Annotated in this window: 12 protein-coding genes; 10 read left to right on the top strand and 2 right to left on the bottom strand. The window is 64.7% G+C overall.

All coding sequences use genetic code 11. The features are described 5' to 3' along the window. Positions 1-226: 226 nt before the first annotated feature. From EB835_RS15405 to EB835_RS15380, 6 genes are all read left to right on the top strand, one after another. Positions 227-1,507, top strand: coding sequence for a pyridoxal phosphate-dependent aminotransferase (locus tag EB835_RS15405; RefSeq protein WP_135810341.1), 1,281 nt, complete (start codon positions 227-229; stop codon positions 1,505-1,507). Between the two features lie 119 nt (positions 1,508-1,626). Further along, positions 1,627-3,525, top strand: coding sequence for a helix-turn-helix domain-containing protein (locus tag EB835_RS15400; protein ID WP_135810340.1), 1,899 nt, complete (start codon positions 1,627-1,629; stop codon positions 3,523-3,525). Between the two features lie 150 nt (positions 3,526-3,675). Next, complete coding sequence (locus EB835_RS15395) at positions 3,676-4,950, top strand: hydroxymethylglutaryl-CoA reductase, degradative (RefSeq protein WP_135810339.1); 1,275 nt, start codon at positions 3,676-3,678, stop codon at positions 4,948-4,950. Beyond that, the gene (locus EB835_RS15390) at positions 4,947-5,882 is read left to right on the top strand and encodes a hydroxymethylglutaryl-CoA lyase (RefSeq protein WP_135810338.1); all 936 of its coding nucleotides are present in this window, start codon (positions 4,947-4,949) and stop codon (positions 5,880-5,882) included. Before EB835_RS15395 ends, EB835_RS15390 begins: the two co-directional genes overlap by 4 nt. A 51-nt stretch (positions 5,883-5,933) precedes the next feature. Beyond that, a complete protein-coding gene (locus tag EB835_RS15385; protein ID WP_135810337.1) occupies positions 5,934-6,353 on the top strand; it encodes a hypothetical protein in 420 nt (139 codons plus the stop codon). After that, positions 6,350-7,735, top strand: coding sequence for a tripartite tricarboxylate transporter permease (locus EB835_RS15380; protein WP_135810336.1), 1,386 nt, complete (start codon positions 6,350-6,352; stop codon positions 7,733-7,735). Before EB835_RS15385 ends, EB835_RS15380 begins: the two co-directional genes overlap by 4 nt. A 9-nt stretch (positions 7,736-7,744) precedes the next feature. Here the strand turns inward: EB835_RS15380 and EB835_RS15375 are convergent, their stop codons facing one another. Continuing rightward, positions 7,745-8,749: a LysR family transcriptional regulator gene (locus EB835_RS15375; protein ID WP_135810335.1), complete on the bottom strand. Its 1,005-nt coding sequence runs from the start codon at positions 8,747-8,749 to the stop codon at positions 7,745-7,747. Between the two features lie 91 nt (positions 8,750-8,840). Here EB835_RS15375 and EB835_RS15370 point away from each other — a divergent pair, with 91 nt between their 5' ends. Beyond that, entirely contained in the window at positions 8,841-10,394 is a 1,554-nt protein-coding gene (locus tag EB835_RS15370; RefSeq protein WP_240688780.1) for an aminotransferase class I/II-fold pyridoxal phosphate-dependent enzyme, read from the top strand. A 348-nt stretch (positions 10,395-10,742) separates the two neighbouring features. Then, entirely contained in the window at positions 10,743-12,281 is a 1,539-nt protein-coding gene (locus EB835_RS15365) for an MFS transporter (protein WP_135810334.1), read from the top strand. Positions 12,282-12,432: 151 nt separating this feature from the next. On the opposite strand, the gene EB835_RS15360 is transcribed toward EB835_RS15365, so the two are convergent. Next, positions 12,433-13,152 carry a GntR family transcriptional regulator gene (locus EB835_RS15360; RefSeq protein ID WP_135810333.1) on the bottom strand — a complete coding sequence of 240 codons (720 nt, stop codon included), beginning with the start codon at positions 13,150-13,152 and terminating at the stop codon, positions 12,433-12,435. 187 nt (positions 13,153-13,339) lie between these two features. Between EB835_RS15360 and EB835_RS15355 the strand changes: the two genes are divergently transcribed. Together EB835_RS15355 and EB835_RS15350 are read left to right on the top strand one after the other, a co-directional pair. Further along, complete coding sequence (locus tag EB835_RS15355; protein ID WP_135810332.1) at positions 13,340-15,499, top strand: oxidoreductase; 2,160 nt, start codon at positions 13,340-13,342, stop codon at positions 15,497-15,499. After that, a complete protein-coding gene (locus EB835_RS15350) occupies positions 15,496-16,539 on the top strand; it encodes a proline racemase family protein (RefSeq protein WP_240688779.1) in 1,044 nt (347 codons plus the stop codon). The genes EB835_RS15355 and EB835_RS15350 overlap by 4 nt, the downstream gene beginning before the upstream one ends. Positions 16,540-16,756: the final 217 nt, after the last annotated feature.

Below are 16,756 nucleotides of genomic sequence, written 5' to 3'. Positions count from 1 at the left end.
GTGAATGAGACACCCCCATTCTGACCCCGTCAAGGACAGCCTCTCCGATTCGCCGAGGCGGCCCTTCCCCACCGTCCCGCCACAGAATATTCGGTGAAAGGTCTGGGAAACGGTCCGCCGGACCCGGCAAAGGTCTGGGAAACGGGCCTCTGTTTGGTCAGAACCACCTCGGCGGGGGTCCTAGCGTGGATATAGCAGCAGTCGTATGAAAGGTTTTTCGGTTCACATGTTCAGGCAGTCGTCGAAGTTGGCCAATGTCCTCTATGACATCCGAGGACCCGTCCTCGAAGAGGCCCAGGCGATGGAAACCGCCGGGCACACGATCCTCAAGCTCAACATCGGCAACCCCGCACCGTTCGGCTTCGAAGCCCCCGAGGCGATCGTCCAGGACATCGCGGCCAACCTGCCCGTGACGCAGGGCTATTCCGACTCGCGGGGAATCCTCTCCGCCCGCCGTGCCGTCGTCCAGTACTACGAAACGCGGGGGATCCACAATCTCGGCACCGACGAGGTCTTCCTCGGCAACGGGGTCAGCGAACTCATCACGCTGAGCCTGCAGGCGCTGTGCAACCCGGACGACGAGATCCTCGTCCCCGGTCCCGACTACCCCTTGTGGACCGCCTCGGTGGCGCTGTCCGGCGGCACCCCTGTCCACTACCGCTGTGCAGAAGAAGACGCCTGGCAGCCGGATCTGGCCGACCTCGAGTCCCGGATCACCGAACGCACCCGCGGAATCGTCGTCATCAATCCGAACAACCCGACCGGCGCGGTGTACTCGCAGGAGACGCTTAAGAAGATCGCCGACATCGCCCGCCGTCACGGCCTCATCGTCTTCGCCGACGAGATCTACGAGAAGATCACCTACAACGGCGTCGAACTCGTCAACATGGCCACCCTGACCGGCGACGACGTGCTGTGCCTGACCTTCTCTGGACTGTCGAAGGCCTACCGGGTCGCCGGCTACCGCTCCGGCTGGCTGGCGATCACCGGACCGCTCGACGAGGCGCACAGCTACCTCGAGGGCATCAAACTGCTGGCGAATATGCGCATGTGCTCGAACGTTCCTGCCCAACACGCCATTCAGGCGGCCCTGGGCGGAAAGCAGTCGATCGACGACCTCATCCTGCCGACCGGCCGCCTCGGTGCGCAGATGCAGGTCGCCTACGAGGGGCTGAATTCGATCGACGGCGTCTCGGCCCACCGGGCCGACGGTGCGCTGTACATGTTCGCGAAGCTCGATGTCGAGAAGTTCGGCATCACCGACGACGAACAGTTCGCCCTCGATCTGCTGCGCGAACAGAAGATCCTCGTCTCCCACGGCACGGCCTTCAACTGGCCCAAGCCCGATCACTTCCGGCTCGTCACCCTGCCCTCGGTCGAGGTGCTCACCGAGGCGATCGAACGCCTCGACACATTCCTGTCCGGCTACCGCCAGGTGGCTCCGACGACGTGTGAGCTGCCGGTGGTGCGTGAAACCGAGCACGCGGGATCGGCTGCAGCCGGCTGACGGTCCGGGCATCGTATCGAGCGAGCAGACGGCCTCTTGCCCGATACGATGCCGATCATCCCAGCACCATGTGAACGCCCGACGACCGGCAAGCTCAGCGGCCCTGCGACACTGTACTCATGGCTGAGGTTGATGATGCGATGAACACCGTGTCGGCGAGTGCTGTGGCCGATTTCCTGAAAGCTCTCTCGCGTGGGATCGAACTCGACCGATCGGTCATCTCTGACCAGTTCGGAGACGACCCGGACCTCGTCGGCTCCTTCTCGGATCTGTCAGCGACTCTGACAAGGTGGAAGCAGAAGGACCGCGAGCGTTCAGCACTGCTCGAAAGTGCGTCAGAACTCATCAGAGTCCGCGACACCGAGAACTTGCTGCAGAAGCTCGTCGACCGGGCTCGCACACTCATCGGGTGCGATATCGCCTATCTGTCTCAGTACTATCCGGACACCAATGACCTGCGGGTCCAAGCCAGCCGCGGAGCAATATCGACGAACCTCAAGAGTCTTCGAGTGCCTCCCGGAATCGGGCTGGCTGGACAGGTCGTCCACGATCGCGCCGCGCATTGGACCTCGAATTACGATCTGACCCGTCTGCCTCATGAACGGCGCGTCGACTCCGCGGTCAGGGCAGAGCGCATGGAGTCACTGCTCGGAGTGCCGATGGTCGTCGACGGCGAAGTCCTCGGTGCTCTCTTCGCCGCCAACCGCTACCCGCACGACTTCACCAGCGACGAAATCACGTTGCTGTCAGCCCTCGCAGACCATGCCTCCGTGGTTCTCAAGACTGCACGACTGATGGGAGATCTCGCTGACGCTGCCCGAGCCTCTGCCGAAGCCGAAGAATCGGCCGCAGCGCAGGCCAGCACACTTCAACGTCTCGTCGAAGTCGAAGAGCAGCTCACACAGCTCGTGCTGCAGGGCCGCGGAGTCTCCGCCGTCATCGACGTCACCTCCGAGATGCTCGACGCTGCGCTGCTGGTCATCGACAGCGGACGTCTCGAGTCTCCGGACTTTCCGGTTGCGGAGGAGTTCTTCGAAGGTCTCAACGTGCAGAAGGCTGATATCGACTTCGCGTTGGAACACAGTCGTGAGACCGGACGAAGCGCACAGGTCGCCGGCGCAGAACAGCTGTATGCCGCCTCAGTGGCCACTCACCGCCGCCAGCACAGCGGTCTCTTCGTCCGCTTCAATGGCGATCCGGCAGCCGGCGATGCGAACATCGTCGCTCAGGCGGCACAGTCCCTGGCGCTCATCCGCATGAATGAACAGGCCCGCGCTGATGCTGAGAACAGAGTCCGCGGAGAACTCGCAGTCGACATCATCGCCGGCACACGCGACCTCAGCGAGCTCGAAGCCCGTTCCCGGACCGATGATTTCAGTCTCACCGGCCCTTGGAACCTGATGACCATACAGGCCGACACCGATACGGACGATCGGATCGTGGCTCGTCTGACACGAATCGAACCCCGGATTCTGATGACGCAGCGTTCCCCCGGGATCACAGTGCTCATTCCGAGTTCCGTGCAGAGGGAAAGACCCACCTTGGCCGCACTCTTCGAGGAATCGGGCGCTCTGGACGGCTCTTTGGTCATCGTCTCCGAAACCGAGCACCCGCGCGCCCAATTGAGTGCCGCAGAGAACGAGATGTGGTCGTGCATTCGAATCCTCAACTCCCTCGGCATCGACCGGGGGCTCTATCCCACAGAAGACTTCGCTCCCTACACTGCGATGTTCGGCGCCGCGCCGGAACAGGTCGAAAGGTTCATGGAACGCATGCTCGCACCGCTGTACCGATGGGATCGGGCCCACTCTGCAGAGTTGACCTCGACACTGCGCGAGTATTTCGAGTCCGGCATGAACATCCGCCGAACGGCGAGTCGGATGTCCGTGCACGTCAACACCGTGAAACAGCGGTTGGAGAGAGCCGACCTCGTACTCGGCGAGGGGTGGAGAAATCCGGACATGAGTTTCCGCCTGCAGGTCGCTCTGCGTCTGGACAAACTGAGGTCCTCGCTCTAATAGCCTGTGTCCGCAACGGCCATCATCTTCCGTCAGGTCTGTCCGAAAGAGCCATGGAAGTTTGAGTGCGGCAGTGTTTGACTGAACTCTGCGAAGCACCTCCGACCGACAGCAGCTGTCGGTCGATGACGACCTGACTGGAGAGACTCGATGGCAGAGAACAGCCGCATTGCCGACTTCCGGAATATGTCGGTCGACGATCGCCGGAAAGCCGTCGCGGACACAACCGGACTCGACACCGAGCTGTTCAGGCAGCTCGATTCGGATTCCTTCAGCCCCGAGGACGCCGACGGTCTCAGCGAAAACATCTTCGGCGTGTTCTCGCTCCCGCTCGGGGTGGCCACGAATTTCACGATCAACGGCTCCGACGTGCTCGTACCGATGGCAACCGAAGAGGCGTCGGTCATCGCCGCCGCCAGCAATGCGGCGCGTATGGCACGACCACAGGGCGGCTTGTCCACGAGTTCGACCTCGCCCATCATGCAGGCACAGATCCAGCTCATCAATGTGGCGGATCCGCACGCCGCGTGCACGCGAATCCTTGAACGGGAATCCGAGATCGTCGACCTGGCCAATGCGCAGGACCCCAAACTCGTCGAAGTCGGCGGCGGGGCCACAGGACTCACGGTTCGTCTCGTCGAAGCGAGAACGTCGACCTATGTGCTCGTCCACCTTCTCGTCGATGTGCGAGATGCGATGGGGGCCAATGCCGTCAACACCATGGCTGAAGCCGTCTCCGCCTCCGTCGCGGCCATCGCCGAAGGTGACGCACTTCTGCGCATCCTCACCAACAGGGCCGACCGACGGCTGTCACGGGCCCGTGCGGTCTTCGACAGAAAGATGCTCGGCGGTGAAGAAGTCATCGACAACATCCTCCACGCTTACGAACTCGCAGCCGCCGACCCCTATCGGGCTGCCACACACAACAAAGGCATCATGAACGGCATCTCCGCCGTCGTTCTGGCAACCGGGAACGATACTCGCGCTGTCGAAGCCGGAGCCCACTCCCATGCCGTCGTCGACGGCCGCTACACATCGCTGTCGACCTTCGAGAAGAATGCCGACGGCGACCTGGTCGGCACACTCGAGATGCCGATGCCGGTCGGACTCGTCGGCGGCGCCACGAAGGTGCATCCGGCTGCCCGCGCGGCTCTGCAGATCGCTGAAGTCTCGACCGCCCGAGAACTCGGCGAGATGATCGTCGCCACCGGCCTGGCCCAGAACCTCGCAGCCCTGCGAGTACTCGCCACAGAAGGAGTCCAACGCGGGCACATGTCACTGCACGCGAAGAACCTCGCAGCATCCGCAGGAGCGAACGCCGAGGAAGCTGCGATCATCGTCGAACGGCTCATCGCGGAGAAGACATTCCGCTTCGACAGGGTCCAGTCCATCCTCGAAGAACTCCGTTCGGGCGGATCGCAGTGACCAGGGAGCTTCCACAGCAGTTCACACAGTCGGACCTGCCGACTGTAGTCAGCGTCTGCGAGGTCAGCCCTCGAGATGGGCTGCAGTCACAATCACGCATTCTCCCTGTCCCTGTCCGCCTCGAACTGATACGGAGACTGACCGGTGCAGGTCTGAAGATCATCGAAGCCGGAAGCTTCGTCTCCCCTCGGGCCGTTCCCCAGATGGCAGAGACTGAATCGGTTCTCGCAGGACTGGACCTGCGATCCGACGTCGCTTACCCGGTCCTCGTCCCGAACCGGCGGGGCCTCGATGATGCCGTCGCAGCCGGAACAGAAGACGCAGCGGTGTTCATCAGTGTCACGGACTCGTTCTCGAGGGCCAACCTCGGCGATTCGCTTGAGGCAACCACCGCTCGCAGCCTCGAAGTGGCCACAGCGGCGAGCGCCGCGGGTCTGCACGTGCGGGGATACCTGTCGATGGTGTTCGGCGACCCCTGGGAAGGTCCGGTCGACCCGGAAGATGTCGCTGTCGCGGCTCGACGTCTGGTCGATGCAGGCTGCTCGATGATCTGTCTGGGCGACACCATCGGAACCGCCACTCCCGGCCACGTGACCGCCGTCCTTGATAGCCTGGTCGACGCCGGGATTCCGATCGACCGAATTGCCCTGCACACCCATAACACCTACGGCCAGGCGCTGGCGAACGTCTATTCCGCGCTGCAGGCCGGAGTACGACAGTTCGATGCATCGGCAGGGGGAATCGGAGGATGTCCATTCGCACGCAGCGCGACCGGCAATCTGTCCACCGAAGATCTCCTCTGGATGCTCAACGGGCTCGGCATCTCGACCGGCGTCGACATCGAAGCCGTGGCGGCCATCAGTCAGTGGCTCGGCGACGAGCTCGGCATCCGACTTCCATCCGCCACTCCCGCGGCTGTGCTCAGCCGATAGTCCCGATATTCACGTACCCGACAGCCGTCGGCCGACAGAAGGCAGGCAACGATGCCGCAATTGCTCGAGGTGTGGAATGACACCGTCGACCCCAAACACCTGATCGGTGGAATAGCGATCGGGGTCGGGATCGCTGTCCCGGCCTACCTCATCGCTGATCAGTTCTTCGCTTCCAGAGGCGATGAGGCCCTGGGCCATTCCTATGCGCTGCTGATCGGGATCGTCGGCTGCATCATCGGCGCAGTCATCACCGGGGTGCTGTTCAAACCCAAGCGAGTCATCACGACGTCCGGCTCCGACACTCGAAATCGCCAAGAGATCATCGACGAGATCGTCGAGGAGTACGGGGACCTGGGTGACCCCCGCGAACTGCGTCCAGCAGCCCAGGACGAGGTTCGCGCCCTCGGTCTCTTCGACGCGCTTGTGGAGAATCATGAGGCCCGCTCCCAGGAGAAGGGCGGGCAGCAGTGAGCGCAGAACTCATCGAACCCATCCTGTGGGCAATCGGGATGGCGATCCTCGCCGGGGTGCTCTTCACGGGGATCGGGCTGATCTCAGGCACCGATGAGACAGCGATCGTTGCACCGCTCGCCCTCCTGGTGATCCTCATCGGCGTTCCGCCATCAGGCGTCATCGCGTTCTTCCTGGCGGCGATCATCTCCAAGCACATCTCCCACGCTGTGCCCACTACGCTGCTGGGCATACCGGGGGACACCACCGCCGTTCCCATGCTGCGCGAAGCTCAGCTTCTGCGCTCCTTGGGTGTCCCTCACATCGCTTTGCAGAAAGCGATCTCCGGCGGGGTCGTCTCGGTTGCGATAGCAGTTCCGCTGTCGATCGTCTTCGCTCTCGTCCTCACGCCTTTCGCCGATGCGATCGGTGCCGCCGCTCCGTGGATCTTCATTGCGGCTGCGGTCCTCGTCGCCTATACCTCAAAGGGAAAGCTGGCAGCGGTCGCTGCGCTCATTCCCTTCGTTCTGCTCATCGTCGGACTGCAGGCCTTCATCATGGAGCAGAAGGAAGCGACGTTCACGACGTCGTTCTTCTTGGGAATCGCCACCGGTCCGCTCATCTTCGACCTGTTCTCCGCCGTCTCGCCCATCGGCCGTCGGGCAATGCGTCAGGAAGGCAAACGGGAGTTCAACCTCGCTCCTGATGTTCAGCCGAGCGGCGGCAGGAGACTGCCCAACCCCATCAGAGCTCTGAGCGGGAAGCAGCTGGCGTACACCAGCGGTTCGGCAGCGATCACCAGCGCAACTTTCGTGTTCTCACCGGTCGCGATGGCTGTGCTCATGGGCGAAGTCGTCGGCAGCCGAATCAAGAACGGCTATGAGCGGCTGACGACGGTCATCACTGTCAGGAATGGAACGACGGAGTCCACCTACATCGCCGAGACCCTGATTCCGCTGATCGCCATCGGACTGCCGCTTTCGCCGATGGCTGCCGGTCCGGCCGCACCCCTGTTCAACGCTCCCCCGGTCTACACTCTCGACGCCGAGGCGGGGACGACGAACAACCTCCATGACCTGCTCACAACCGGGCAGTTCGCACTGTTCTCCGTGATCGCAGCGGTCATCGCCATCCTCATCGCCTACCCCTTCGTCATGACGAACGCCCACCGTGCGGCGACCTGGGTGATGCGGTCAGTGTCCCATGAGGCGATCATCGCCGGATTCGCGGCCCTCATCTGCGTCATCTGCCTCTACGAAGGCGGACTGCTGGCCCTCGGTGTGACGATCACCGTCGGCCTCGTCGGCGGACTCTTCAACCGGATGATCGGCATGCACGCCGGCGTCCAGTTCATGGGCTACTACGTCGCCGTGCTCACCGTGCCCGCGATCCTCGCCCTGTGAGACGGTGCGTCACCGCCACCGCCGGGTGACAGCGCGGACGTCGACGACCACCTCGGCGATGGCGGAGTTGTGGGCGTCGACGATCGGATCGTGCCGGGTGCGCGCCTGCGGCTGCGCGGAGCGGGAGACGAGCAGAACGTCACGACGGCAGGCACTCAGCGGCATCGGGATGACCTCGATGTCGTCATCGGTCGAGAGCGAGGATTCGGGGATCATCGCCACTGCCAGACCGGCCGAGATCATCCGGTTGATGGCCGCATAGTCATCCATCCTCATCCCCACCCGGGGTTCGAACCCGGCGCTCAGGCAGAAGGAGCGGACCACTTCGTCGATGGCGTCACCGGGGTCGATGCTGAACGCCCAGGTCTGTGAGACGAGTGCCGTGAGGTCCGGCAGCCCGTGGTCGTCCACTCTGATCGGACCGATGGACTTCGGCACGCACAGGAACAGCCGCTCCGAATACAGGTGGGCGGCGGTGAGCGTGGCCGGAATCCACGTCCGATCGAGATCGGTCGACACGAGCAGCGCAAGGTCGAGGTCCCCGGACTCGAGGCGGGCGACGAGCTTCGCGTGCTCGTCCATCGTCACATCCAGGGCCGCGGTGAGGACATCCGTCCGGTCGCCGGCGACCGCCTCGTCACGGGTCTGCCACCTGGGGCGGGCCTGAAGCTGATCGTGCAGACGCGGGATGACCCGGGCCCCGACCGTCGGCACGGCCCCGATGCGCACCGGCACCGCCTGAGATTCGCGCCAGAGAGCCACCTCGGCGCCGAGTCGCTGGCACAGACCGAGGATCTCCACAGCCCGGGTCACCACGAGACTGCCCACGGTCGTCGGCTGCGATCCGCGCGGGGTCCGATCGAGCAGAGTGGCGCCCAGGACCCGCTCCAGATTGCGCAGATGATGGTTGACCGTCGGCTGGCTCCACTGCAGCGCCCCGGCGGCCGCGGCGACGGATCCGGTCTCGGCGACGGCACGCAGAGCGGTGAGCCCGCGAGTGTCCAGAGGTTCCATTGATCTCCCCCATTGAGTTCAATACTCACTATACAGCAAGGGAGGAAAGTTGCTATTCTCTCGCACCTGCTCATCTCTTTAATCTGGACACATGACCGTGCATCAGGACTCCCCCATGCCCCCGGCCCCGCACTCCTCCTCGGGGTCGCCGACGCATCCTGCCCTCACGCAGTCCCGCGCGCCCTATGCCGAAGCGCTGGAGCATGCGGCCGACCGCAATTCGCTGTTCCTGTCCACCCCCGGGCACGGAGGCACCAGCGAGGGCATCTCCGCAGGTCAGGCCGAATTCTTCGGCGAGCACACCCTCTCCCTGGACATCCCCCCGCTCTTCGACGGCATCGACCTCGGCTCGCACACCCCGAAGGACGAAGCCCTGCGCCTGGCCGCCGAGGCCTGGGGCGCCCGCCGCACCTGGTTCCTCACCAACGGCTCCTCGCAGGGCAATCGCATGGCCGCCCTGGCCGTCGGCACCCTCGGGTCCGGCGTCGTCACTCAGCGCAGCGCGCATTCGAGCTTCGTCGACGGCATCGTGCTCGCCGGGCTCAACCCCGGCTTCGTCTACCCGAACGTCGACGAGGTCAACGGCATCGCCCACGGCGTCACCCCCGATTCCCTGCGCAGGGCCATCCGCAGCCATCCCGAGCCGGTGACCGCCGTCTACCTCGTGACCCCGAGCTACTTCGGTGCCGTCGCCGACGTCGAGTCCCTCGCCGAGGTGGCCCATTCCGCCGGTGCGGCACTGATCATCGATGCCGCCTGGGGTGCGCACTTCGGCTTCCACCCTGACCTGCCGGCTTCGCCCGTGACCCAGGGCGCGGACATCGTCATCATGAGCACCCACAAGCTCGCAGGTTCGCTCACTCAGTCCGCGCTGCTCCACCTCGGCGACACCGAGTTCGCCGATCGGCTCGAGCCGGCTCTGGCGCGCGCCTTTATGATGACCGCCTCCACAAGCGAGAACGCGCATCTCATGGCCTCGATCGACCTGGCCCGCCGGGAACTCATGACCTCGACCGAGGCGATCACGGATTCGCTGGAGAACATCCGCCAGGTCCGCGCGCAGATCGAGGCCACCGACCGCTACCACCTGCTGTCGGGCGAATTCCTCGGCCATGCCGATGTCGTCGACATCGACCCGTTCCGCCTGCCCATCGACATCACCGCCACCGGACTCGACGGTCACACGGTGCGCAAGCGCCTGGCCGAGGAGTTCGACATCTTCCCTGAGATGTCGACGGCGACCACCCTCGTCGCCCTCATCGGCATCGGAAAGTCACCGGACATCGGGCGCCTCATCGAGGCTCTGGAGACCCTGCGTCTCGAGACCGCGGCACAGGAGACGACCGATGCCGGGTCCGCCGCAGGAGATGCGCTGCCGTCGCTGCCCATGGCCGGTCGGCTGGCGATGACCCCGCGTGAGGCGTACTTCGCCGATTCCGAACTCGTCACCGCCGCCGAGGCGGTGGGCCGGGTGAGCGTCAGTTCGCTGGCCGCCTATCCTCCCGGCATCCCCAATGTCCTGCCCGGTGAGGAGATCACCGCTGAGACGATCGGCTTCCTCCAGGCCGTCGCGGCCAGCCCCTCCGGGCATGTCCGCGGTGCCGTCGATCCCGCCCTCGAGACCTACCGCGTCGTCAGGAACTGACCGCCGCATCCCCACCGTCCCCGCCGAGTTCGCCCTCGGCGGGGACTGCCGCGTTCGGGCGCCCTCTGCCAGCCGCGGCCATACCGGCATCCCTCAACGTCGAACACACAATTAGTCAAGACTTCTGTTGGGTATTTATTAGACCACTGGGTGAATTTCAATGAAGACAACTGCCATGCGGTGCATTCAGCGTGAACTGTGTCACAATTTTTATTGACATGCTCTCAACGCCACGCAAGGATATTCTGCATTGTCGAAATCCGACAGCAACTGCCGCGCAGAGCTCGCTCCCTTCCGGCGACTCGGCCCTGCAACTTGCCTAGCAGCAGCTGAAACGAGGAACCTCTGATGTCAGAAGGCCACGACAGACCCGCGCAGACAGACAAGAAGCCGTCCCGCAAGGAACGGCGTGCAATCAAGAAACAGAAGCGTCTCGAGGCCGATGACTGCATCGTCGTCGAAACCAAGTCGATCCGCACCGCCATCGGAGGCACCACGGTCGGCAACTTCATGGAATGGTTCGACTTCGGCGTCTACGGCTACCTCGCGGTGACCATGACCGCAGTGTTCACCTCCGGCATGGACCCGCAGATGGGTCTGCTCGTGACGCTGTTCGGCTTCGCCGTGTCGTTCCTCGTCCGGCCGCTCGGCGGCATGGTGCTCGGGCCCCTCGGCGACAAGATCGGCCGCCAGAAGGTCCTGTTCTTCACCATGGCCACGATGGCCACCGCCACCGCCCTCATCGGCGTCCTGCCCACATCAGCCCAGGTCGGCCTGTGGGTGATCATCCCGCTCTACCTGCTCAAGATGATCCAGGGCTTCTCCACCGGCGGCGAGTACGCCGGGGCCACCACCTACGTCTCCGAGTTCGCCCCGGACAAGACCCGCGGCTTCTGGGCATCCTGGCTCGACGTCGGCTCCTACCTCGGCTTCGCCGCCGGTGCCGGAACCGTGGCCATCACGACCGTCATCTCCACGAGCATCTACGGCGAGAACGCCATGCTCGACGGCGGTTGGAGGATCCCGTTCCTCATCGCGATCCCGCTCGGCGCTGTCGCCATCTGGTTCCGCCTGAAGATCCCCGAGACCCCGAGCTTCGAGTCGAGCGAGCAGGCCGGCCGCGACATCAAGGTCAAGGACGACAAGTACGCCCGCCACGGCCTCATCGGCGTCGTCCGCCACTTCTGGAGGGAGATCCTCCTCGGCATCGCCATCGTCGCGGGTTCGCAGACGGTCGGCTATGCGCTGACGAGCTTCATGCCCACCTATCTGGAGGAGACCGTCAAGGTCTCGAACGTCCAGGCAGCCGTGGCCACGATCCCCGTCCTCGTCGTCATGTCGCTGTGCCTGCCGCTCATCGGCAAGCTCTCGGACAGGCTGGGACGCAGGTTCGTCTTCATCGCGGCCGCGATCATGACGATCGTGCTCATCGTTCCCGCCTTCGCCGTCATGCAGATCGGCGAGATGTGGGCGGTGATGGTGGCGCTGTTCATGGTCGCGCTGCCGGCCGGGTTCTACATCGCGTGCCTCGCTTCGACGCTGCCCGCGCTGTTCCCGACGGCCTCGCGCTACGGTGCGATGGGCCTGACGTTCAACCTCGGCGTGTCCCTGTTCGGCGGCACGACTCCGCTGTTCGCTCAGGCGCTCATCGACCTCACCGGCAACTCCTATATGCCCGCTTTCTACATCATGTTCTTCTCGGTCCTCGCCCTTGTGGCGGTGCTGCTCATGAAGGAATCGGCGCATAGGCCGCTGCCGGGATCGTTCCCGACGGTGAACACCCACGAGGAAGCTGTCGAGCTCGCCCGCACTCAGGACGACAATCCGGACATCGACCTCGAAGCGATGCCCATCGTCGATGTCGACCCCGACAAGGCACCTGCCTGATCGAGATTCCCGCCTGATCGAGGCGCCTGTGGTCGACGAATTCGTCTGACCGATGCACTGCGGCGCTGGGCCGTCCCCCTGGGGACGGCCCAGCGCCGTTTCGGCTTCCCGGGGGACTCCGGCCCCGGATTCGGCAGAGTGGCCGCGCGGCCTAGGATTCGGCTTCGACCGCGGCGGGGAAGCGCTTGAAGAAGTAGAGGTTCGACGTGACGAGGTCGGCCGCCTCGGCGGCCTGCCCGGCTTCGATGAGGTCGACGATGACCGGCAGCTCGCGGGCGGAGTCGACGGCGATGGCCCCGATCTGCTCCAGATGCCGGTAGAGCCGCGATTGATCGCGCAGGCGCAGGCTGATCGCGGCCGCGCGTGAGCCGAGGCCGTGTTCGAGCAGGGCCTCGTGGAATCTGCGGTCCTGCGTGTAGAACTCGGCGAACCCACCTGACTCCGCCGCGGCCACGGTTGCCGCAGCGAGTTCGCGCAGTCGGCTGACCGCCTCGCCCTTGGTCGTCGGTCCGGGCTGAGCGTCTGACTCCCTGCTGCTGTCGCCGCCGACGGAATCGTCGCTGCCGGCTTCGGCGAGCTGCCTGGCAGCGGGGGCAGCGAGGAGCACGCGGATGCGGATGATCTCCTCGAGGTCGGCCTCGGTGATCTTCACCAGTCGGAATCCGCGATTGGGCACGGCTTCGACGGTCCCTTCGGTCACGAGCGCCATCATCGCTTCGCGCACCGGACTGAGCGAAATGCCCAGCTGCTTGGCCAGGCCCGCTGCGGAGTAGATGCGATCCTCGGCGAGTTCACCTGCGGTGATGGCGTCGCGGATGATGCCCAATGCCTGCTCGCGCAGCGATTCGGCCGGCGGTCTCGCTCGCTCCATCTCACACTCCCCTTCGAATCGTGGTCGGCCCGTCCGCTCACTTTCTGAGCCGCGATCTGCTCGATGACTATTGACAGCATAACCGCGAGATCGCACCATTGAAGCAGGTAGTCGGTAATCGATTACCCATCTGGCTCCCCAGTGGGGCCGTTCCCACAATGACGTTCCTGCAACGAAGGAGGAACCCATGACCGCCGACCCCGCAACCGGCACACCTGCACCGACCACGTCTGCGACCGGCACGTCCGACGATCCGCTGCTCCAACCCTTCGAGCTCGGCAGCCTCACACTGCGCAATCGCATCGTCTCGACCTCGCACGAGCCCGCATACACCGAGCTCGGCATGCCCAAGGACCGCTACCGGCTCTACCAGCGGGAGAAGGCTCGCGGCGGTGTCGGCCTGACGATGATCGGCGGCTCGGCCATCGTGTCCAAGGACTCCCCCGCCGCGTTCGGCAATATCGATCTGTCCACCGACGAGGTGGTGCCGTGGCTGTCCGCGATCGCCGAAGACTGCCACGACGAAGGCACGGCGATCATGATCCAGGCGACCCACTTAGGACACCGGTCGTCGAACTTCGCCGGCGACTGGCTGCCGCTGGTCTCGGCTTCCCGGACCCGCGAGGCAGCGCACCGCTCCTTTACGAAGGCGCTCGAGGACTTCGATATGGATCGCATCGTCGCAGACTTCGCGGCCGCTGCCGAACGCGTGGCCGCCGCCGGATTCGACGGGCTCGAGGTCATGCATGCCGGGCACCTGCTCGATTCCTTCCTCGCTCCGTGGCTCAACGACCGCGACGACGAGTTCTCCGGCGAGATGGAGAATCTCATCAAGTTCCCGATGCGCGTCATCGATGCCGTGCGCTCGTCAGTTCCGGACGATTTCGTCCTCGGCATCCGCATGGCCGTCGACGAGCGCCGCAAGGACGGCATGGACGAGTCGAGGGCCACCGAGATCCTCCGGACCTACACCGACCACGGCATCGACTTCCTCAACCTCAATGTCGGGATGATCAACTCGGACCGCGAACTCGCCGAGGCGATCCCCGGCATGGGCACACCCTCGGCACCGTGGCTCGAGACCTGTCGCCGCATCCGCGAGGCCATCGACATGCCCGTCCTCCACGCCGCGCGCATCGCCGACGCTGCGACCGCCCGATTCGCGATCACGGACGGATGCCTCGACCTCGTCGGAATGACCCGCGCCCAGCTGGCCGACCCGCATCTGGCACTCAAAGTCGCCGAAGGACGCGAGGACGACATCCGCCCCTGCGTAGGTGCGAACATGTGCCTCGACTCGATCTACACCTCCGGGTCGGCCACCTGCATCCACAATCCCGCCACCGGCCGGGAGGCCGACCTGCCGCAGGAGGTCCCCCACGACGTCACATCCGGCCCCAAGCATGTCGTCATCATCGGTGCTGGTCCCGCCGGGCTCGAGGCCGCCCGCGTCGCGGCCGTCCGTGGCCACCGCGTGACCCTGCTCGAGGCCGACGACGCCCCCGGCGGGCAGGTCCGCCTCGCCGCCCGCTCGCAGCGCCGCCGCGACCTCATCGGCATCATCGACTGGCGCGTCCAACAGTGCAAGAAGCACGGTGTCGATCTGCGCCTGAACACCTTCGCCGAGGCGGACGACATCCTCGGGCTCGAGCCCGATGCCGTCATCGTCGCCACAGGAGGAGTCCCCGACGCAGGGTATCCCTTCCGTGAGCAGGGACCGAGCTTCGACGTCTGGGATGTCATGGATGACCGGCTCAGGTCCAAACAGCGGGTGCTCGTCTTCGACGATCACGGGTTCTATCCGGCCCTCGACGCCGTCGAACGCTTGGCGCGAGTCGGCCAGCAGGTCACCTACGTCAGCCCCGAACGCACGATCGGCATCGATGTGGGATCGATGAACTCCCCCGCCTATCTTCAGGTGTTCTCCGAGTTCGGAGTCGAGGTCCGCCTCGGCGAGCGTCTGGCGGCGAAGCCGCGGATCGAGGGCAAGGAGATCGTGGCGATGCTGCGCAATGACTATTCGGATCGGGAGACCGAGGTCGTCACCGATGCGGTGGTCGTCGATTTCGGGACGACGCCGAACGATGAGGTCTATTTCGAACTCAAGTCGCAGTCGTCGAACCGCGGGGCCACGGACCTTGAGGCGTGGGTGCGGGGACGGCCGCAGCCGGACCTCACCGCAGCCGTCAGCACGCACGCTGGTGCCGTGGCTGGTGCCGAACCGACGACTTCCACCATCGCCGAGGCGGACGCATCGTTCGCGCTGTTTCGGATCGGTGACGCGGTCGCTTCCCGCAATGTCCATGCTGCCGTGCTCGAGGGACTGAGAGTGGGAATGGGTCTGTGAGCACGATCTGCACGAGCGTCGATTTCCATACTGCCGGTGAGCCGTTCCGCATCGTCGCCGATCCTCCGGTCGCGATCCCGGGATCGAGCGTGGCCGAGGCGCGGGAGAGGGCCGTTGCGGGCTCGGCGGTCGATGATCTGCGCAGGCTGCTGTGCTTCGAGCCGCGCGGTCATGCGGACATGTACGGAGGCTTCATCACAGCTGCCGATGATGACGGAGCAGATTTCGGAGTCCTGTTCTGGCACAAGGACGGCTTCTCCACGGCCTGCGGTCACGGAACGATGGCGCTCGGGGCGTGGGCTGTGACGTCCGGAATCGTCGCGGTCGATCCGTCGGGGACCACCGAAGTCACGATCGATGTCCCCTCGGGTCGGGTGCACGCACAGGTGCACACGGATCCGCAGGGGCGGACCACCTCGGTGGATTTCGTCAATGTGCCCAGCCGTCTCGTCGCCTCGGGGATACCGGTCCCCACCAGCTGGGGACCGGTATCGGTCGACCTCGCGTGGGGCGGGGCGCTCTACGCACTCGTCGATGTCGCCCAGCTCGACGCCGTTCAGTTCGACGACGCTGCCGTCGACGGGTCGGGACTGGTCGTGCCCGAGAACCTCACCGCGCTCATCGCTGTGGGCAGGGAGGTCAAAGCAGGTCTCGCGGAGAATCCGCACATCGTCCACCCCGAGGACGAACGCCTCTCCGGGGTCTATGGGACGATCTTCGTCGACCGATTCGGGAACCTGCCCACCGGCGAGCTGCATCAGCGCAATGTCACGATCTTCGCCGATGGCCAGGTCGACCGCTCACCCTGCGGCTCAGGAACGGCGGCGAGGGCAGCCGCTCTGCATGCCACCGGCGAGCTTAGACCGGGTCAGTCCCTGATCCACGAGTCGATCGTCGGCACACGATTTCGGGCGAGTGTTCTCGAAGAGATCGCTGACGGGGTCATCCCGATCGTGACCGGCAGTGCTCACCGCGTGGCCACCTCGACCTTCGAGACCGACCCGCTCGATGAACTCGTCCCCGGGTTCGTGCTGCGGTGACTCTTCGCTGCTCGTCGGTCAGTGCTCGAGGATGATCTTTCCGGTGGTCGCCCGGGATTCGAGCGCTGTGAAGGCAGCGGCCACCTCGGCGGGTTATAGGCCGAAATGTGTGTACAGGATAGCCCGTTTGCCCAGTAGTCAGTAGGGCAAGACCGGGTTGAACATGCTCTGCAACCATGTTCAGTGCCCAATCCCAGAAATCACCCCGTCTGTGGTG

Origin of the sequence: Brevibacterium sp. S22 (genome assembly GCF_004745485.1) — a bacterium.
In the GTDB taxonomy this organism is placed as follows: Bacteria; Actinomycetota; Actinomycetes; order Actinomycetales; family Brevibacteriaceae; genus Brevibacterium.
The sequence above is the reverse complement of the archived record's forward strand: the minus strand, read 5'-3'. Positions and strand labels throughout refer to the sequence as shown.